This is a genomic window from Pelagovum pacificum (assembly GCF_016134045.1).
Lineage (GTDB): Bacteria > Pseudomonadota > Alphaproteobacteria > Rhodobacterales > Rhodobacteraceae > Oceanicola > Oceanicola pacificus_A.
On sequence record NZ_CP065915.1, the window covers coordinates 2,476,549 to 2,493,811 of the forward strand.

The window sequence follows — 17,263 nt, forward strand, 5'->3', positions numbered from 1 at the left end:
CGTCAGGACAGCAGGGCGGCCCCGCAGCGCGGGTCGCCCGGCGCGACGGACGTGTAACTCACGCTCCATTCCCCGACCGCGTTGTCGGTCGAGTAGAACTCCGCCAACAGCAGGTCTTCGTCGCGAGGGGCGACGCAGATGCGGGTCTCTCCGTCGTCGGGAGCCGGCGCCTGCATGTAGATACCGTCGAGCCCTGCCCGTTCCTGCGACGTCGTTCCGGCGCTCGTGCCGAAAGCGACCGCCATGTTGCCGCCCGCGCTGCTCCGGCTGACGGAGACAAGCGCGACAGATCCCGGAGCCGGCGACAGTTCGAACACGATCCAGCGGCGGCTGTCGTCGGGCGCGTGGTCGAGCAGCGTCACCTCGCCCGGCTGAAGCGCCCGGAACCCGGCGGGATAGTCCGGCCAGTTCTCCTCGGCCTGGGCCGTGGCACTACCGGCGCAGGCCATCAGCATCGCTGCGAACATCGTCGATTTCATGGGATCTCCGCCGGCTGTCCTGCTCGCACCCTAGGTTTCCGGGGCGCAACCGGACAAGGCCGGATCAGACGGCAGAACGCTTCGACCGCAGGCGGAGGCCAACGGGCCTCGGCGCAGCGTCTTCGACCGGTTCGTCTTCGGGGGTATAGAGCTTGCGGGCGTTCTCGAGCGCGGCAAGGGCCGCATCCTCGTCGTCGAGCCAGTCCTGCGGAGTCTTCAGCCGAAGGGGCGAATCCGAGGTCCGGCGCACCCGCGGTTTGCCGGGAAGTGGATTGAAGATGGAGTCGCGCTCCTGCCGCCAACGGCGCAGCAGCCAGTGTGCACCGGCGAGGTGGGCGATCCAGACGACGGCCAGCAGAGGCCGCCCGACGAGCGCCACGAACAGCGAGAACGGGCCGAACATCGTGCCGAAGAGCGGAAGCACCAGCGTCCCGGCCACGAGCGCGCCGACGAAGCTCACGAAGACCCCGCCCCAGATCGCGCGCTTCCAGCCGTAGCGTCCGGATTGCCCCAGCAACTCACCAGACAGCGCAAGGCCGACGATGGCGCCGATGGCACCGGCAGCGATCTGCCACGTCTCGTAGCCCGTCAGGGGCTGAAAGAAAGGACGGTCCGGATTGTCGAGATTTGTGACGATGACGAAGCTCATCCAGGCACCGACGACGGCCACCAGAAGGTAGGCAAGCGCGCGCGCCCGCTCCCCGTCGGTTGCCCACGCCAATCTGTCCTTGATGCTCATCATCCCCTCGAACCCCGGCTGCCTGCTGACGAGCCCGGATATCGAGTCCGAACTTGGCGAATTAATGGCGAGGTGAGGGAGAATGCCGCCAAAACGGTAAAACCGCACGGGCTTCACCGGCATTGCCGCTTGACGTTGCGACCCCTTTGCGGGCCGCCGGCGGTTGGGGCCGGAATGGCCCCTTGATCCGCCGGCTTTCGGGTCAGGCCGCTTCGAACACGAGGCTGACGCCGTTCAGGCAGTGGCGCTTGCCGGTCGGCGCGGGGCCGTCGTCGAAGATGTGGCCAAGGTGGCTGCCGCACCGGTCGCAGTGGCACTCGGTGCGCACGGCGAAGAGGCTTCGGTCTTCCTTGGTCTCGATCGCGTTCGGCAGTGCCTCGTAGAAGGACGGCCAGCCGGTGCCGCTGTCATACTTCGCCTCGGACGAGTAGAGCGCCTGACCACAGCCCTTGCAGTGGTAGATGCCCGGTTCATAGACCTTGTCGAGCGGCGACGTGCCGGCCCGTTCGGTGCCTTCCTCGCGCATGACGTTGTATTCGGCGTCGGTCAGCATCGCGCGCCATTCGGCTTCGGTCCGCGTGACTTCGAAGTTGCCTTCGGCTGCGGTCAGAATGCCCGGCAGCGCGGTCAATGCGCTGGCGCCCGTGCCGATGGCCAGAAACTTGCGGCGGTTCATGATCTCTCTCCTGTTGCGACCCCGGGGACCGGGGCCGGTGGATTACATGAAGAACTCACGCACAGGATGGCCGATAAGTTTCGAAACAAGGGTCACGACGGGGTGACCCGTTCCGGATCAGAGCGGCTCGACGTAGCCGACGGCCAGAACGTCGCCAGTCGGGGACCCGGTCGGCGAGCCGCCCGGCGGTTCGTCGGAGACGGCGAAGTGGGCCTGTTCGACCGTCGCGCCATCGGGCAGCGCGAACTCGGCCACCCGGGCTTCAGGCAGGACGCCGATGGAGACCGGAGCGGCATCGTCCGTTTCCGCGAACCAAAGTTGCAGGTCACGGCCCTCGCGGCGATCGCCTTCGAGCCGGTTGACGGCGAGCATGCCGCTTTCCGGGTCGATCGCGGCGACCACGACGAGGTCGCCACCTTCGGAGGCCATCTCCACCTGATAGGCCGGGGTCAGTGTCGGACCGCCCGGCTGGAGCAGACCCATCTGCGTCACGACGAGCAGGATCAGCGCCGCGGCAGCCGCACCGAGAAGTGCCGGCAGAATACCGAGCCGCGCGAAGAAGCCCTTCTTGGCTCCCGCACCGAACAGGCGCCGTTCCAGATCACGGTAGAGCGTCGCCGGTGGCGTGACCGGCTCTACTTCGACATCGGCGATCAGCGCCATCCGCTCCGTCCAGGACAGGACGTCCTGCCGGAAGACGGAGTCCGACCGCAGGCGCGCGACGCACTCGTCGCGCTCCCCCTCGGAAAGCAATCCGAGGACGTACTCGGCCGCGAGGCCGGAGTCGTCGTCGTCGCGTTCGTCGGGACCGCTCATCTGGTCAGGCACTCTTTCAGTTTCTGAAGGCCGCGTCGCAGCCAGGTTCTCATCGTATTCAACGGCACATCGAAATGTGTCGCCAGTTCATTATAGGTCTCGCCGTCAAGGTAAACCCGACGGATGGCCTCTGCTCGTTCGTCGGGCAATTCCGACATGCACATCATGATCCGTCCGCGCTCGCTCGACGCGATCGCCAGAGCCTCCGGTCCGGGACCCGCATCCGGGATCTCACCCGCCTCGTCGAGGCCGGAACTGCCGGATTTCCGCGCCCGCAGCCTGTCGATGGCGCGGTTGCGGGCAATCGTTATCAGCCACGTCATCGGGCTGAGACCGTTCTGCTGATAGCGTCCGGCGGCTTTCCAGATCCGGATGTAGACTTCCTGCGTGCATTCCTCTGCTTCTGCCCGATCGTTCAAGACACGCAGGGCAACGCCGAAGAGTTTCGCAGAAGTTTCATCGTAGAGAGACGCGAAGGCCTGCCGGTCACCAAGGGCGACCCGCGAGATGTATCCTTCAATATCGGTAAGTTCTGCCACGGTGCCCCTCCTGAGGCGGAACTTAGACTAAGGTGCACGTTTGGCAAACACCCGTCAAATGCCGGCCATCATTAAGAGCGTTTTGTCGTGTCTTTTACAAAAATGTTCAAGGATCGCAGGATGCCGCGCTATCGTGCCGGTGCTGCCGACAAACGCGGAGTGAGTGCATGACCGAAGAGTCCGGGACCACCCTGGCCGTCCACAAGAAAGGGGCGTCGACGAAGCTGCGTCTTCAGGACAACACGTCCGGCAGCGGCAACCATCACACGTGGTTCCGCGGCAAGCATGTGAACGCGCGGCCGCCCAAGCACCGGATGCAGGGCGTGAACCAGGTGACCGACAGCGTGCTGAAAGGCTGGAAGCCCGAACGCCCGATGATCGACCACGAGACGCGGATCACCGCTTTCGGGTCCTGTTTCGCGGCCAACATCTCCAACTGGCTGGCACGGCGGAACTACCGGATCCTGAACCGCGACGAAGAGAGCAAGGCCTACGTCGTGTCGATGGGCGAAGGGATGGTGAACTCCTTCGTCATCCGTCAGCAGTTCGAATGGGCGTGGGAGAACAAGGTCTTCGACCAGCCGCTCTGGCATGGCTACAACGCCGAGGATTTCGGCTACGACGAGGCGGTCCGGCAGGAAACCAAGACGATCTTCGACGAGACGGACCTCTTCATCCTGACATTCGGCCTGTCCGAGGTCTGGTACGACGAGCCGACCGGGAACGTCTTCTGGCGCACCATTCCGAAGGACGTCTACGACGAATCCCGGCACAAGTTCCGCGTCGCGAGCCCGGCCGAGAACCTCGACAACATGCGGGCGATTCACGATCTGATCCGAAAGCACCGTCCCGACGCGAAGATGATCTTCACGCTGTCGCCGATCCCGCTGACGGCGACCTTCCGGGACATTTCCTGCATCACCGCGAACTCGACGTCGAAAGCCTCGCTCCGGGTCGCGCTGGACGAGCTGATGCGCGAGAAGCGGGACGAGGGCCATGTCCATTACTGGCCGTCCTACGAGATCGTCATGGACATCTTCCGCCAGCCCTTCATCGACGACAACCGCCACGTCGAACCGAACTGCCTGCAATATATCATGACGCTGTTCGAGCACATCTGGTGCGAGGGCGACGAGGCCGACAAGCCCTCTCTCATCGAAGCGTGGATCATCGCGGCCTCTACCGCCGGGCTTCTGCCCAACGAATTGCAGCGCATCGTCGCCCGGCGCAGACCGGACCGGCTCGACCTCGTGATCGAGAACAAGAAGCTCGACAAGGATGAGGCCACCGACAAGGCCAAGCGGCGCCTTCTGGTCGAGCTGCGCGAGAAATGGCGGGAGGAGGACGCGGCGGCGCACTCCTAGGCGACAGGCCGTCTCCTCCCGTTTCATTGACCCCTCTCGGGCCGCAGTCCACTTGCGGCCCGACGGGATATGTTGCATCCCCGGTCGGCGAAACCCCGGAAGCGAGAGGTGGCTCAGCGATGGCCGACGGCATGATGGATCAGCACGCGAAACCGACCGAAGAAATCTCGGTGCGCGAGGTGTTCGGCATCGACAGCGACATGAAGGTCAAGGCCTTCCCGGAGCGCACCGACCGGGTGCCGGAGATCGATTCCACCTACAAGTTCGATCATGACACGACGCTCGCCATCCTCGCCGGCTTCGGCTGGAACCGCCGCGTGATGATCCAGGGCTACCACGGCACCGGGAAATCGACCCACATCGAACAGGTCGCCGCGCGGCTGAACTGGCCGGCGGTGCGGGTGAACCTCGACAGCCACATCAGCCGGATCGACCTGATCGGCAAGGACGCGATCAAGCTGAAGGACGGCAAGCAGGTCACCGAGTTCCAGGAAGGCATCCTGCCCTGGGCGCTGCGCAACCCCTGCGCCATCGTGTTCGACGAATACGACGCGGGCCGCGCAGACGTGATGTTCGTCATCCAGCGCGTGCTGGAGCATGACGGCAAGCTGACGCTGATGGACCAGAACGAGATCCTGACGCCGCACCCGTCCTTCCGGCTCTTCGCGACGGCCAACACCGTGGGTCTGGGGGATACGACCGGCCTCTACCACGGCACCCAGCAGATCAACCAGGCGCAGATGGACCGCTGGTCCCTCGTGGCGACGCTGAACTACCTGTCCCACGACGCCGAAGCCGCGATCGTGCTGGCCAAGGCGCCGCACTACAATTCCGCCGAGGGCCGCAAGACGGTGAGCCAGATGGTCACCGTCGCCGACCTGACCCGGACGGCCTTCATGAACGGCGACCTCTCGACCGTCATGTCGCCACGGACCGTCATCGCCTGGGCCGAGAACGCGCGCATCTTCAACGACGTGGGCTATGCCTTCCGGCTGTCGTTCCTGAACAAGTGCGACGAGCTCGAGCGGCAGACTGTCGCGGAGTTCTATCAGCGCTGCTTCGACGAGGAGCTGCCGGAAAGCGCCGTCAGCACCGCGCGCCGCTGACCTCTCGACGGGCCTTCGGGGCCCGTCACTCCATCTTCACCGGGAATCGCGCCGCGAGGTCTTCGGCCATCGCGAGGTCCAGCGTGTCGAACGCACCGCCAGCGGGACGAAAGCGCATCCGGCACGCGTGGAACAGCGCGATCGCCTGCGGCCCCCGGTAGCCGAAGGTCGTGAGCGCCGCCGTCAGCCGTGCCGATCGTTCCGGCGTCGCGATCTCCTCCGGCTCCGGCACGTCAACCTCCGGCCAGATCGACAGCCCCGCGTCCGCGAGACGCTTCCAGGGAAACAGCGGCCCAGGGTCCTTTTTCCGGTCGGGCGCGGTGTCGGAATGGCCGACGATGCGTTCCGGCGGGATGGTCCAGCGCACCATGATCCGCTCGAGCAGCCGCTCCAGTGCGAGGAGTTGCGTCTCCGGGAACGGCTCGATCCCCCGGTTGTCGAGCTCGATACCGATGGAGCGGGAATTGACGTCCGTCACCGGGCCCCACGCCCCTGCCCCGGCGTGCCACGCGCGCTGATCTTCCGCGACGAGTTGGAGAAGCGCCCCTTCGGCCGAGATCAGGTAGTGCGACGATACCTCGTGCTCGGGCGCGCAGAGCCGGTCGCGCGCGGCGTCGCAACTCTCCATCGCGGTGAAGTGCAGCACGATCATGTCCGGCAGGGCACCGCCCCGCCGCGCCCCGAAGTTCGGCGAGGGATGCCAGAGCGCCTCGGAGTCCGTCATGGAGCGATCAGCTCGAGGTGATCTGCGGCGCTGCGTTGCCGGTCGAGAGCGGCGCGTTGGCCGCGACCGGGGCCGCGGTTCCGTTGGCCGGGCGGCGGATGCCGATGGCCTCCAGCTCATCGGACGTGATGACCGGTTGCGCCGCGCTGCTGGTGACGCCGACGTCGTCGGTGTCGTCAACCTGCGCGGCGGGCGGCAAGGCCGACCCCGCCACGATGGGCGCGGCCGTCAGAGGCTCCGCCGCAGGTTGGGTCCGTCCGGTCGCGGCCACGACCTGCGACGCGGGCCGTGGCCCGTCCGGTGTCAGGATGTAGTCGTTCGGGTCCGCGAACCCGACGGCCGCGCCGCTGTCGGGAACCCGCTGCGCGCAGGCCCCCAGCACCGTGAGAACGGCCAAACTGCCGAGGATGGTTTTCACTGCTCTGCCCCACAATTCGTTGTGTTGTTGGGGCGGGAGCTTACCACCACTTGGTCGGTTTGGCGACGAAATTTGCGGCGCGCTCCAGCGCGTAGGCCGTGTTGAGCAGATCGCCCTCTTCCCAAGGCCGCCCGATAAGCTGCAGGCCGAGCGGCAGACCCTGCCGGTCCTGGCCGGCGGGCACCGAGATACCCGGCAGTCCGGCGAGGTTGACCGTCACCGTGAAGACGTCGTTGAGATACATCTGCACCGGGTCCGCGTTCACCATCTCGCCGAGACCGAAGGCCGCCGACGGCGTCGCCGGTGTCAGGATCGCGTCGACACCATCGGCGAAAACGTCCTCGAAGTCCTTCTTGATCAGCGTGCGGACCTTGCGGGCGCGGTTGTAGTAGGCGTCGTAGAACCCGGCGGAGAGCACATAGGTCCCCACCATCACCCGGCGCTGCACCTCGGCCCCGAAGCCTTCGGCGCGGGTCTTCTCGTACATATCGACGATGCCGTCGCCCTGCGCGAGCTTGGCCCGGTGACCGAAGCGGACCCCGTCATAGCGCGCGAGGTTGGACGAGGCTTCCGCCGGCGCGATGACGTAGTAGGTCGGCAGCGCGTATTTCGTGTGCGGCAGCGAGATATCGACCACCTTCGCGCCCGCATCCTCGAGCATCTTGCGACCCTCGGCCCAGAGCGCCTCGATCTCCTCGGGCATGCCCTCCATCCGGTACTCGCGCGGAATGCCGATGGTCTTGCCCCGGATATCGCCGGTCAGTGCCGCCTCGAAGTCGGGCAGGTCGACCTCCGCCGACGTGCTGTCGAGCGGATCGTAGCCCGCCATGCCGTTCAGCATGATGGCGCAGTCGCGGACATCCTTCGCCATCGGCCCGGCCTGGTCGAGCGACGAGGCGAAGGCGATGATGCCCCACCGGGAGCAGCGACCGTAGGTGGGTTTCAGCCCGGTGATGCCGGTGAAGGCGGCCGGCTGACGGATCGAGCCGCCGGTGTCGGTGCCCGTCGCGCCGAGGCAGAGGCTCGCCGCCACGGCGGAGGCCGAACCGCCCGACGAGCCGCCGGGCGTGAGCTCGCGATCGTCGATCTTCCAGGGGTTCACGGCGGGGCCATAGACCGAGGTCTCGTTCGACGAGCCCATGGCGAACTCGTCCATGTTCAGCTTGCCGAGGCTGACCGCGCCGCCGACCTTGAGCTGGCTGGTCACGGTCGACTCGTACTTCGGCCGGAACCCGTCGAGAATGCGCGAGGCGGCCTGGCTCGGTTCGTCCAGCGTGCAATAGAGGTCCTTGATGCCGAGCGGAATGCCGAGCAGGTCGTCCGTCTCGCCCGCCTTGATCCGGGCGTCGGCGGCCTTCGCCTGTTCCAGCGCGGACTCGGGCGTCTTGTGGACGAAGGCGTTCAGCGCGCTCGCGGCCTCGATCGCGCCGAGGCAGGCCTCCGTCAATTCGACCGACGTCACCTCGCCCTTGCGAAGCGCATCCCGCGCCTCGGCGATCTTCATCTCGTTCAGCGCACTCATTCCACCACCTTCGGAACTGCGAAGAAGCCCTCGCGCGCGTCGGGCGCGTTGGCGAGCACCTTCTCGGCCTGGCTGCCGTCGGTCACCATGTCCTCGCGCCGCTTCAGGCGCATCGGCGTGACGGAGACCATCGGCTCGACGCCCTCGACATCCACTTCCTGCAGCTGCTCGATGAACCCGAGGATCGTGTTGAACTCCGAAGCGAGCGCGGGAAGGGCGTCGTCTTCGACCCTGATCCGCGCGAGATGCGCGACCTTGCGGGCAGTCTCGATGTCGATGGACATGGGCGTCTCCTGTTGATCGGATCAGCGTCTAGCGCGGGGTGTGCCGGCCTTCAAGCATGTGGCGACGGTAGAGCTCGATCATCGCCGGCAGCATGATCGAATTCAGCGTGTGCCACAGGAAATGCGTCCCCAGCGGCCACTGGTCGCACAGCGGCTGGTCGAGGGAGCGCAGCGTGATCGACAGGCACAGCAGCGCGCCCCCGGCGACGAAGCCTGCCGCCGTGGCGCGGCGGCGCCGCGCGACGATCGGCGCGTAGGCGAACAGAAGCAGCGGGACCGCCCAGTAGAAGTTGGAGATGGCGAGAAAGGGCACCCGGTTCAGCAGCGGGACGAGGATCGCGACGTAGGGAATGAAGGCCGCCGTCAGCAGCGCCGCGACCGGCCAGCGCATACGAAGGATGTCGCGGTTGGCGGCGAAGAGGTAGACGAGGATGAAGAGCACGATCGGGATCGTGTCGGCGAGCGACGCCCATGCGGTGGCGATCGTGTGGAACAGGAACGAGCCGATCGCGATCAGGCCGAGCAGCACCGAAAGGATTGTCGCGATCGGCAGCCCGTCGCGGCGCGAGCGCGTTAACATGATGATCGCGCCCGCGAGGTAGAAGAGGTTGGTGAGCGCGTTGACCGGCTCGGCCCAGAACCCCGGGTCCAGCCGCTCGCAATAAGCATCGATCGTTTGAGACAAATCCAAGTCTTTTTCCCCGATGTGCTCAACGAATTTTCAAGGAAAATTCGATATCGGATTTTCGGCGAAAATCCGATGCCGCAGGCTTTGCGGATGGCGAATCCTCGCTACTCTCCCTAGCATGCGGCCATGCAGGTTCCACAAGATATCGAAGCGGCGGCGTTCCTCGACGTCGAGAGCTCCCTCAATGGCCGGCGCTGGATCGGTCCAGCCGCCTCGCAGGACCGGCTCGCCGAAGCCCTGACCCAGGGCACGGGTCTGCCGGACGCGATCGGCAAGGTGCTGGCCCGCCTCGGCGTTCTGCCAGAGGGCGCAGCCGCCTACCTCAAGCCGGCCCTGCGCGATCTGCTGCCCGATCCCCTCGCGCTGAAGGACATGCGCGCCGCCGCCGCCCGCGTGCTCGCGGCGCTCGACGGGAAGGAACGGATCGCCGTCTTCGCCGATTACGACGTCGATGGCGGTGCCTCGGCCGCGCTTCTGCTCACCTGGTTCCGCGAGCTCGGCCACGACGCGACACTCTACATCCCCGATCGCATCGACGAAGGCTACGGCCCGAACGTTCCGGCGATGGCGGCACTCGCCCGGGATCACGACCTGATCGTCTGTGTCGACTGCGGCACGCTCAGCCATGAGCCGATCGCCGCGGCCGAGGGCGCGGACGTCGTCGTGCTCGACCACCACCTCGGGGGAGAGACGCTGCCCCCCGCCATGGCCGTCGTGAATCCCAACCGGCAGGACGAGGACAGCGGCCTCGGCCACCTCTGTGCCGCCGCCGTCGTGTTCCTGCTGCTGGTCGAGGCCGGTCGCCAGATGCGCGAGAGCGGACGGCGCGGCCCCGACCTCCTGTCCTACCTCGACCTCGTCGCGCTCGCGACGGTGGCGGACGTCGCGCCGCTGATCGGCGTGAACCGCGCGTTGGTGCGACAGGGGCTGGCGGTGATGGCGCGGCGGCAGCGGCCCGGGCTCGTCGCACTCTCCGATGTCGCGCGGCTCGATACGGCGCCGACGTCCTACCACCTCGGCTTCGTGCTCGGCCCCCGGGTGAACGCCGGCGGCCGGATCGGCGCCGCCGACCTCGGCGCGCGGTTGCTCAGCACGCAGGACCCGCACGAGGCTGCGGGGATCGCGGCCCGCCTGGACCAGCTCAACACCGAGCGACGCGATATCGAGGCTCAGGTCCGCGAGGCCGCCCTTGCCCAGGCCGAAGAGCGTGGCCTCGACGCCCCTCTCGTCTGGGCCGCCGGCGAGGGCTGGCACCCCGGCGTCGTCGGCATCGTCGCCGCCCGCCTGAAGGAGGCGACGAACCGCCCGGCCGTGGTGATCGGCCTCGACGGGGCCGAGGGCAAAGGGTCGGGCCGGTCGGTCACGGGCATCGACCTCGGCGCGTCGATCCAGAAGGTCGCGGCCGAGGGTCTTCTGTTGAAGGGCGGCGGGCACCGCATGGCCGCCGGCCTCACCGTGTCCCGCGACCGGCTGGAGGAGGCGATGGCCCGCCTCGCGGAGCTGCTCGCCCGGCAGGGCGCGGGCGCGCTCGGGCCATCCGACCTGCGCCTCGACGGGATCCTGATGCCCGGTGCCGCGACGGTCGATCTGTGCGAGCAGCTCGACTCCTGCGGGCCTTTCGGCCAGGGCGCACCCGCGCCGCGCTTCGCGTTTCCGTCGGTCCGGATCGCCCACGCGAGGGAGATCGGGACGGGCCATCTCAAGGTTCGGTTCGACGACGGCCTCGGCGCCGGGCTCGACGCCATCGCCTTCAACGCGCTCGAAGGACCGATGGGGCAGCGGCTGATGAACCACGGCGGCGCGCGCTTCCATCTCGCCGGGCGGATCGAGATCAACCAGTGGCAGGGCCGCCGCTCCGTTCAGGTCAAGCTCGAGGACGCAGCAGAAGCATGAGCGGCCCGCTCCTCATCGCGCTGACAGGGCTTCCGGCAACCGGCAAATCAACGCTCGCCCGGGGCCTCGCCGCGAGGCTCGGCGCAGTGCACCTGCGGATCGACACGATCGAACAGGCGCTGAAGTCCTCCGTCTTCGCCCCGGTCGAGGAGGTCATAGACCACGGCTACCTCGTCGCCTGGGGCGTCGCGCGCGACAACCTGTCGATCGGCCAGGTGGTGATCGGCGACAGCGTGAACGGCGTGCCCGAAACCCGCGCTGGCTGGCAGGCCGCGGCCCGGGACGTCGCCCCGATCGTCACATTGTGGGTCACCTGCAGCGACGCCGTCTCCCACCGCGCCCGCGCCGAGGGCCGGGCCAGCGACATCCCGGGGCTCACCTACCCCGACTGGCCGGAGATCGAAGCGCGCGAGTTCCACCCCTGCCCCGAGGCGACCGCGACGCTCGACACCGCCGGCCAGACCCCGGCCGAAAGCCTCGAGACCGCCTTGCACCTGCTCGCGCCGCATCTCTGATCCGGGCGCGGACCGGCGGGAACGAACTTCCAGCAAGGGCAACGAAAATTTCCGCAAGAATCCCCTTGCGCCCCGAAATCCCTTTAGCTAGATCACGCGTCACGTTCAGAGTGGCCCGTTCGTCTATCGGTTAGGACGCCAGGTTTTCAACCTGGAAAGAGGGGTTCGATTCCCCTACGGGCTGCCACTTTTCCCCGACAGATCATCACTCCGACCGTGCCACCCCTCAGGGCGCGCAGTTGAACCGCTCGGACACGACGAATGGCCAATGTCCGCTTTCGTCCGGCCGGCCCGGACGCCCTCCCCGCACTGCCTCCTCATCCCCCCATCCTCAGGGACAGGGCATCCCCGCCGCGACCCAGCGCGCGGTGTCGTCGAGGTGGTCCTGCAGGGAGCCCGGCGCTGACTCGCGGCCAGCGCCCGGCGCGAAGCCCCAGGCGATAAAGCCGTCGCTCTCCACGTCGTGCAGGATATGCTCCACAAGGCCATCGCCGTCGCGGCCGCCGTTGCGGTCCGGGTCGCGGAGCTGGGCGCAAATCTCGGCCCCCGGGCGGTCGAACCAGACGAACTCCGCCGGGGCCAACCGCCAGTCGAGGCCGGCGTGCGGCGGTGCGTGGGGGACATCGTTCGGCGCGGTGGAGGTCCTGTGGCAGGTCTGACAGGGCAGGAGCTCGGCGCCGATACGGCTCTCGCCGCCCTGGATGTTCATGCCGTGTGGGTGCGCCTCGCCGAACTCGGGGCCCGACCACATCGGTGGAGCGCCCTCCTCCACGTGGCAGTTCACGCAGCGGGGATGAGTGAGCACCGCCTCGATCCGATCCCAGGCGGACAAGCCCTCCTCCTCGGAGACAGCCGCCCCAGCGAAGTCGGGCACCTCAAGCGACGTTTCGCCCCAGGCGGAGGTCGCGAGAAGGACGGCGGCGATCGGAAGGAAGGGACGCATGGCTCTCGCTCTCAGACGAAGGTGACGAACTTGTCGAACGGCATTTCACGCAGCCGCTGACCGGTCGCGGCGAAGATCGCGCCGGCCAGCGCCGGCGCGGCCGGCGGAACGGGCGGCTCACCCACGCCGCGCACGCTTGTGGCGCGCCCGACATTGCGAACCTCGATGGACGGACACTGATAGAGCCGCATCCCCGCGTGGGCGTGGTAGTTGCGCTGCTGCGCCATCCCGTCGGAATAGGTGATCTCGCAATTCATCGCGTGGCCAAGGCCCCAGACCACGCCGCCCTGCACCTGGTTCTCGAAGTTCACCGGGTCGACCACCGTGCCGACATCGACCGCGACGAAGACCTTGTCGATGCGGATGCCCACCGGGGTCGCCGTGACGTCCACCACTTCCGCGACGGGGACGCCGAAGGATTCGACATACGAGATCCCCCTGCCCCGGCCCTCGCCAGGGTCGCTGCCCCAGTCCGACATCTCGCCCACGGCCTCCAGCACGCCCCGCGCGAGGTCGTAGTCGCACAGCCGGAGCCGTTCGGCGAGCGGGTCCGCCCCGGCTTCGAAGATCAGCTCGTCGAGGAACGCGGAGGCGAAGAAACCCTGGCTCGACGCGCCGACCGACCGCCATGAGCTGACGGGCGCGAGTTCCGGCACCGCATAGGCGCGCATCCGGAAGTTCGGCACCGCGAAGGGCTGGTCCCATGCCCCGGCCGCGATCTGCATGTCCGGTCCCGGCACCGACTGGCCGAGGCGGGAGAATTGCGAGCGCAGTGCGCTGACCGTCGCGACCTGTAGGTCATAGGTCTCGACCTGCCCGTTCCGCACGCTGCCGCGTCCGCGCGCCATGCCGATCTGGCGGGGGTAGTCCTGCGCGAAATCCTCTTCACGCCTGTAGGTCAGCTTGACCGGCGTGCCGCGCATCCGGTTGGCGATCTCGACCGCCAGCCCGACGTTGTCCCACTCAAGCCGATGCCCGAAGCTGCCGCCGGCATATTGCTGATGGTAGCGGACGTCCTCTGCCGCGTGGCCCGTGATCCCGGCGACCTTCTCGGCGACATATGACTGGAACTGGTGGGCGACCCAGATGTCGACGCCGCCATCGGTGACCAGCACGACCGCGCTCAGCGGTTCGAGCGGCTGGTGCGCGACGTAGGGGGCGCGGTACTCGGCCTCGATTACGTCCGCCCCGTCGAGCGCGGCGTCGGCGTCACCATCGTGGCGCCATTCGGAATCGAGGAAATCGTCGGTGAAGCTGTCGGCGACGCGCTGCCAGTGGGCCTCCATCTCCGCCGGATAGGGCGCGGGGCCCCAGTCGATCTCGACCGCGTCGGCAGCGCGGAAGGCGCGCCACGTGTTGTCGGCGACGACGGCGATACCGCCGGTGACCTCCATCACCTCGATCACGCCGGGCATCTCGCGGGCAGCGGTGGCGTCGAACCGCTCCATCGCGCCGCCCCGCCGCGGGTTGAGGCGGATCGCGGCATGGACCACGCCTTCGGGGGCGATGTCGATGCCGTAGACCTGCGTGCCCGTCGACTTCGCCACGATGTCGAGCCGCTGCATCGGCTGGCCGATCAGCCGCCACTGGGACGGGTCGCGCAGGGTCACCTCCTCCACCACGTCGAGCGTCGCCGCCGTCGCGGCGAGTTCGGTGTAGGGCAGCGCCGTGCCATCCGGCAGCACCACGGCGCCTGACGCGGTGCGCAGCTCGGACACCGGCAGGCCCGTCTCCTCCGCCGCGGCGCGCTTCAGCGTCTCGCGCGCGGTCGCCCCGGCGAGCCGCAGCTTGTCGAAACTGTCGGGGACGGAGGACGAGCCCCCGGTCACCATCATGCCGAGCAGCTTGGTGAAGCTGGCCAGCACGCTGCGCGTCGCCTCCGCCCGCAGGCGCGTGTCGCTGCTGCGGAATGGCGCGACATCCGCGCCGGCGGCAGTGTTGTAGTAGGCCGGCGCGGGCTCTCCCGGCTCGGTGCGGTACTGCCCGGGATCGAGGTCGAGCTCTTCGGCGATCAGCGCGGCCTGCATCTGATAGGCCCCCTGGCCGAGGTCCGTGTGCGGCGTGATGAGAACGATCTCGTCGCCGGTGATCTTCACCCACGGCGACAGGGCCGCGTGCCCCACGTCGAGCCCGTCTTCCAGAGGATTGGGATAGGGCGTCCGCACCTTCCAGATTCCGAAGGCCACGCCGCCAACGATGGCGGCGGACCCGAAGAGGACCGTACGGCGGGCGATGCGTCCAGCGCGGCTCATCTCAGGCCTCCCTCAGCCGGGCGGCGGCGGCATGGATCGCCTCGCGGATGCGCGGATAGGCCCCACAGCGGCAGAGGTTGCCCGACATGACGGCATCGATCTCGTCGTCGGTCGGATCAGGGTTCGACTCCAGCAACCACGCGGCCTGCATGATCTGTCCGGACTGGCAGTAGCCGCATTGCGCGGCTTGCGTGTCGATCCACGCCTGCTGCACGGGATGCGGGTATTCTGGCGTTCCGAGCCCCTCGATGGTCAAGATCTCGCCCCCTTCGGCCTCCACCGCCCGCACCTGGCAGGCCCGGACGGGCATCCCGTCGAGATGGACCGTGCAGGCCCCGCACTGTGCGATCCCGCAACCATACTTGGTGCCGACGAGGCCAAGCTCGTCACGCAGCACCCACAGCAGCGGCATGTCGTCCTCGACGTCCGCCGACCGGAGCTCTCCGTTCACCGTGAAGTCCATGAAACGCCCTTCCGTCGCCGTTAAACCCCGGCGTTTGCCGGTTCTGGTCCCAGCCGCGCCACACTTGGCGGCGAAAAAAGGCCGGGGACAGGACCGATCCCAAGGTACCGAACAATGTTGACCATACTATCCTGCATCACTGTGCAGCATGACATCAGTCTTGTCGTGCTGGCAGGGATCCTATGCGCGTTCGGAAGCTGGGTCACCTCCCGTCTCTATCGCCACGCCGGCAACCGACCGACGGAACATGCCATCGCGTGGCACCTGCTCACCGCGCTGACGGCGGGCATCTCGATCTGGGGCACGCACTTCGTCGCGATGCTCGGTTTCCGGCCGAGCGTTCCGGTGAACTTCGACCTCCCGCTCACCTTCGCCTCGCTGCTGATCGCTGTGGCGGGCTGCGCCGTCGGGATCGTGTTCTCCGCCTCGGTCAAGTTGCGCTACGCCTCGGCGATCGGCGGCGCGATCCTCGGCCTCGCGATCTCGGGGATGCATTACGCGGGCATGATCGCCTACCGGGTCCGCGGCCTTGTCGACTGGGATCGTGGCTACCTCGTCGCTTCCATCCTGATCGCGGTGGTCTTCTCCGCTGTCGCGCTGACGCTCGGCCGGCGCGACGGCAAATGGCGCGAATACCAGATGACCGGCGTGCTCACCCTCGCCATCGTCAGCCTGCACTTCACCGGCATGACCGCCTTCCGCATCTCGCCGCTCGACATCTCCGGCGACTACGTGAACCCCGAAGCGTTCAAGATGCTGGCCCTCGCCATCGCCGGCACCGCCATCGTGATCGTGATGGGCGGCCTCTTCAGCTACGCGGTCGAGAACCGCACCCGCATGGAAAGCATCGTGGAGCTCACCGCCGCCCGCAACGCCGCCGAGAGCGCCAGCCGTGCGAAGTCAGAATTCATGAGCGTACTGAGCCACGAGCTCCGCACCCCTCTCACCATCGTGCTCGGCTACGCCGGCATTCTCTCCCAGATCAACAGCGCGCAACCGAAGGACGCCGCCGGCAATCCCGTGCAGTTGCACGAGGGCAAGGTCGGCGTACAGGCGGAGCTTTACGGACAAAAGATCGGTACCGCCGCCAATCACCTGCTGACGCTCATCAACGAGATCCTCGACTACACGAGCATCGAGCTCGGCGACACGAAGCTGACGCGCACCTCCTTTCCGGTCAGCGACCTGCTCGCCGCGACAAAGGACCAGTTCCAGGTGCTCGCGGGCGAGAAGTCGATCCGCCTCCATACCGAGTGCGATGACATCCTCGTCCATGCCGACCATCGCCGCCTGATGCAGATCCTCATCAATCTGGTTGGCAACGCGGTGAAATTCTCCGGCGCGAGCGACCTCCACCTCAAGGCGCGCCGCGAGACCGACGGTTTCCGCATCGACGTGACCGACAACGGCTGCGGCATCGACGGGGCTCACATCGAGATGATCTTCGAGGCCTTCCAGCAGATCGAGACGGCCGACAAGCGCTCGAGCGGCGGTACCGGCCTCGGCCTCGCGATCTGCCGGAAACTGGCGCTGGCCCACGGCGGAGACGTCACCGCCACCAGCATCGTCGGAGAGGGCACGACCTTCACGCTGACCCTGCCGGAAAGCGCCATCGACGGGGCGGTCACCAGTGCGGCAACCAAGGTGCTCGGCCGCGCGCTGCGCAACCAGAAGGCGCGCCCGGCCCTGCCCCGCGCGGCGCGCAGCGGCGTACCCGGACGCGGCCAGACCATCGTGGGCGGCTGACCGCCTCAAGTCGGTCCCGAATGCGGTCAGGCCGCCGCCCCCTTCAGAAAGCGGCCGCGGGCGCAGCGCCGCAGACCGGGCGCGACGCACAATACA

The 17,263-nt window shown here is 67.5% G+C and carries 18 protein-coding genes and 1 tRNA gene; 6 read left to right on the plus strand and 13 right to left on the minus strand.

Features of this window, described 5'->3' with window-relative positions; translation table 11 throughout:
* Positions 1–2: 2 nt before the first annotated feature.
* The 5 genes from I8N54_RS12225 to I8N54_RS12245 all read right to left on the minus strand — a co-directional run bounded on the left by I8N54_RS12225 (position 3) and on the right by I8N54_RS12245 (position 3,249).
* The gene (locus tag I8N54_RS12225) at positions 3–479 is read right to left on the minus strand and encodes a hypothetical protein (protein ID WP_140197129.1); all 477 of its coding nucleotides are present in this window, start codon (positions 477–479) and stop codon (positions 3–5) included.
* A 64-nt stretch (positions 480–543) separates the two neighbouring features.
* The gene (locus I8N54_RS12230; RefSeq protein WP_197097661.1) at positions 544–1,200 is read right to left on the minus strand and encodes a hypothetical protein; all 657 of its coding nucleotides are present in this window, start codon (positions 1,198–1,200) and stop codon (positions 544–546) included.
* A 220-nt stretch (positions 1,201–1,420) separates the two neighbouring features.
* Positions 1,421–1,894, minus strand: coding sequence for a peptide-methionine (R)-S-oxide reductase MsrB (gene msrB / locus I8N54_RS12235; protein ID WP_140197131.1), 474 nt, complete (start codon positions 1,892–1,894; stop codon positions 1,421–1,423).
* 117 nt (positions 1,895–2,011) lie between these two features.
* Positions 2,012–2,710, minus strand: a complete 699-nt coding sequence (locus I8N54_RS12240) for an anti-sigma factor (RefSeq protein WP_140197132.1) — start codon at positions 2,708–2,710, stop codon at positions 2,012–2,014.
* Positions 2,707–3,249 (minus strand): sigma-70 family RNA polymerase sigma factor, encoded by a 543-nt coding sequence (locus tag I8N54_RS12245; protein WP_140197133.1) that lies wholly within the window; start codon positions 3,247–3,249, stop codon positions 2,707–2,709. Before I8N54_RS12245 ends, I8N54_RS12240 begins: the two co-directional genes overlap by 4 nt.
* 167 nt (positions 3,250–3,416) lie before the next feature.
* Between I8N54_RS12245 and I8N54_RS12250 the strand changes: the two genes are divergently transcribed.
* Both I8N54_RS12250 and cobS read left to right on the plus strand, forming a co-directional pair.
* Positions 3,417–4,613: a GSCFA domain-containing protein gene (locus I8N54_RS12250; RefSeq protein WP_140197134.1), complete on the plus strand. Its 1,197-nt coding sequence runs from the start codon at positions 3,417–3,419 to the stop codon at positions 4,611–4,613.
* Positions 4,614–4,732: 119 nt separating this feature from the next.
* Positions 4,733–5,719 carry a cobaltochelatase subunit CobS gene (gene cobS, locus I8N54_RS12255; protein WP_140197135.1) on the plus strand — a complete coding sequence of 329 codons (987 nt, stop codon included), beginning with the start codon at positions 4,733–4,735 and terminating at the stop codon, positions 5,717–5,719.
* A 25-nt stretch (positions 5,720–5,744) separates the two neighbouring features.
* Here cobS and I8N54_RS12260 read toward each other — a convergent pair whose 3' ends face one another.
* The 5 genes from I8N54_RS12260 to I8N54_RS12280 are packed head-to-tail and all read right to left on the minus strand — an operon-like array spanning position 5,745 to position 9,352.
* Complete coding sequence (locus I8N54_RS12260; protein WP_140197136.1) at positions 5,745–6,443, minus strand: N-acetylmuramoyl-L-alanine amidase; 699 nt, start codon at positions 6,441–6,443, stop codon at positions 5,745–5,747.
* A gap of 7 nt (positions 6,444–6,450) precedes the next feature.
* Positions 6,451–6,861, minus strand: a complete 411-nt coding sequence (locus tag I8N54_RS12265) for a hypothetical protein (RefSeq protein WP_140197137.1) — start codon at positions 6,859–6,861, stop codon at positions 6,451–6,453.
* Positions 6,862–6,901: 40 nt separating this feature from the next.
* Positions 6,902–8,383 carry an Asp-tRNA(Asn)/Glu-tRNA(Gln) amidotransferase subunit GatA gene (gatA, locus tag I8N54_RS12270; protein WP_140197138.1) on the minus strand — a complete coding sequence of 494 codons (1,482 nt, stop codon included), beginning with the start codon at positions 8,381–8,383 and terminating at the stop codon, positions 6,902–6,904.
* Positions 8,380–8,667, minus strand: coding sequence for an Asp-tRNA(Asn)/Glu-tRNA(Gln) amidotransferase subunit GatC (gene gatC, locus I8N54_RS12275; protein WP_140197139.1), 288 nt, complete (start codon positions 8,665–8,667; stop codon positions 8,380–8,382). The genes gatA and gatC overlap by 4 nt, the downstream gene beginning before the upstream one ends.
* 28 nt (positions 8,668–8,695) lie before the next feature.
* The gene (locus tag I8N54_RS12280) at positions 8,696–9,352 is read right to left on the minus strand and encodes a ceramidase domain-containing protein (protein WP_332872141.1); all 657 of its coding nucleotides are present in this window, start codon (positions 9,350–9,352) and stop codon (positions 8,696–8,698) included.
* A gap of 129 nt (positions 9,353–9,481) precedes the next feature.
* Between I8N54_RS12280 and recJ the strand changes: the two genes are divergently transcribed.
* The 3 genes from recJ (at position 9,482) to I8N54_RS12295 (ending at position 11,950) form a co-directional block, all read left to right on the plus strand.
* Positions 9,482–11,248: a single-stranded-DNA-specific exonuclease RecJ gene (recJ, locus tag I8N54_RS12285; RefSeq protein WP_140197141.1), complete on the plus strand. Its 1,767-nt coding sequence runs from the start codon at positions 9,482–9,484 to the stop codon at positions 11,246–11,248.
* Positions 11,245–11,763 carry an AAA family ATPase gene (locus tag I8N54_RS12290; protein WP_140197142.1) on the plus strand — a complete coding sequence of 173 codons (519 nt, stop codon included), beginning with the start codon at positions 11,245–11,247 and terminating at the stop codon, positions 11,761–11,763. Before recJ ends, I8N54_RS12290 begins: the two co-directional genes overlap by 4 nt.
* A 112-nt stretch (positions 11,764–11,875) precedes the next feature.
* Positions 11,876–11,950, plus strand: a tRNA-Glu gene (locus I8N54_RS12295).
* A gap of 144 nt (positions 11,951–12,094) precedes the next feature.
* Here I8N54_RS12295 and I8N54_RS12300 read toward each other — a convergent pair.
* Genes I8N54_RS12300 through I8N54_RS12310 form a run of 3 tightly spaced genes read right to left on the minus strand, consistent with a single transcriptional unit; the run spans position 12,095 to position 15,421 of the window.
* The gene (locus tag I8N54_RS12300; RefSeq protein WP_140197143.1) at positions 12,095–12,706 is read right to left on the minus strand and encodes a hypothetical protein; all 612 of its coding nucleotides are present in this window, start codon (positions 12,704–12,706) and stop codon (positions 12,095–12,097) included.
* An 11-nt stretch (positions 12,707–12,717) separates the two neighbouring features.
* Positions 12,718–14,958, minus strand: coding sequence for a xanthine dehydrogenase family protein molybdopterin-binding subunit (locus tag I8N54_RS12305; RefSeq protein WP_140197144.1), 2,241 nt, complete (start codon positions 14,956–14,958; stop codon positions 12,718–12,720).
* A 1-nt stretch (position 14,959) separates the two neighbouring features.
* Positions 14,960–15,421: a (2Fe-2S)-binding protein gene (locus I8N54_RS12310; RefSeq protein ID WP_140197145.1), complete on the minus strand. Its 462-nt coding sequence runs from the start codon at positions 15,419–15,421 to the stop codon at positions 14,960–14,962.
* A gap of 114 nt (positions 15,422–15,535) precedes the next feature.
* On the opposite strand from I8N54_RS12310, the gene I8N54_RS12315 reads away from it, so the two are divergent.
* Complete coding sequence (locus tag I8N54_RS12315; protein WP_231592741.1) at positions 15,536–17,167, plus strand: MHYT domain-containing protein; 1,632 nt, start codon at positions 15,536–15,538, stop codon at positions 17,165–17,167.
* Positions 17,168–17,263: the final 96 nt, after the last annotated feature.

Coding starts and splice junctions, on each gene's coding strand:
- msrB (WP_140197131.1), bottom strand. CDS start 1,894: ATGAACCGCCGCAAGTTTCTGGCCATCGGCACGGGCGCCAGCGCATTG.
- I8N54_RS12290 (WP_140197142.1), top strand. CDS start 11,245: ATGAGCGGCCCGCTCCTCATCGCGCTGACAGGGCTTCCGGCAACCGGC.
- I8N54_RS12315 (WP_231592741.1), top strand. CDS start 15,536: ATGTTGACCATACTATCCTGCATCACTGTGCAGCATGACATCAGTCTT.
- I8N54_RS12310 (WP_140197145.1), bottom strand. CDS start 15,421: ATGGACTTCACGGTGAACGGAGAGCTCCGGTCGGCGGACGTCGAGGAC.
- I8N54_RS12240 (WP_140197132.1), bottom strand. CDS start 2,710: ATGAGCGGTCCCGACGAACGCGACGACGACGACTCCGGCCTCGCGGCC.
- cobS (WP_140197135.1), top strand. CDS start 4,733: ATGGCCGACGGCATGATGGATCAGCACGCGAAACCGACCGAAGAAATC.
- I8N54_RS12305 (WP_140197144.1), bottom strand. CDS start 14,958: ATGAGCCGCGCTGGACGCATCGCCCGCCGTACGGTCCTCTTCGGGTCC.
- I8N54_RS12250 (WP_140197134.1), top strand. CDS start 3,417: ATGACCGAAGAGTCCGGGACCACCCTGGCCGTCCACAAGAAAGGGGCG.
- I8N54_RS12260 (WP_140197136.1), bottom strand. CDS start 6,443: ATGACGGACTCCGAGGCGCTCTGGCATCCCTCGCCGAACTTCGGGGCG.
- gatA (WP_140197138.1), bottom strand. CDS start 8,383: ATGAGTGCGCTGAACGAGATGAAGATCGCCGAGGCGCGGGATGCGCTT.
- I8N54_RS12300 (WP_140197143.1), bottom strand. CDS start 12,706: ATGCGTCCCTTCCTTCCGATCGCCGCCGTCCTTCTCGCGACCTCCGCC.
- recJ (WP_140197141.1), top strand. CDS start 9,482: ATGCAGGTTCCACAAGATATCGAAGCGGCGGCGTTCCTCGACGTCGAG.
- I8N54_RS12225 (WP_140197129.1), bottom strand. CDS start 479: ATGAAATCGACGATGTTCGCAGCGATGCTGATGGCCTGCGCCGGTAGT.
- gatC (WP_140197139.1), bottom strand. CDS start 8,667: ATGTCCATCGACATCGAGACTGCCCGCAAGGTCGCGCATCTCGCGCGG.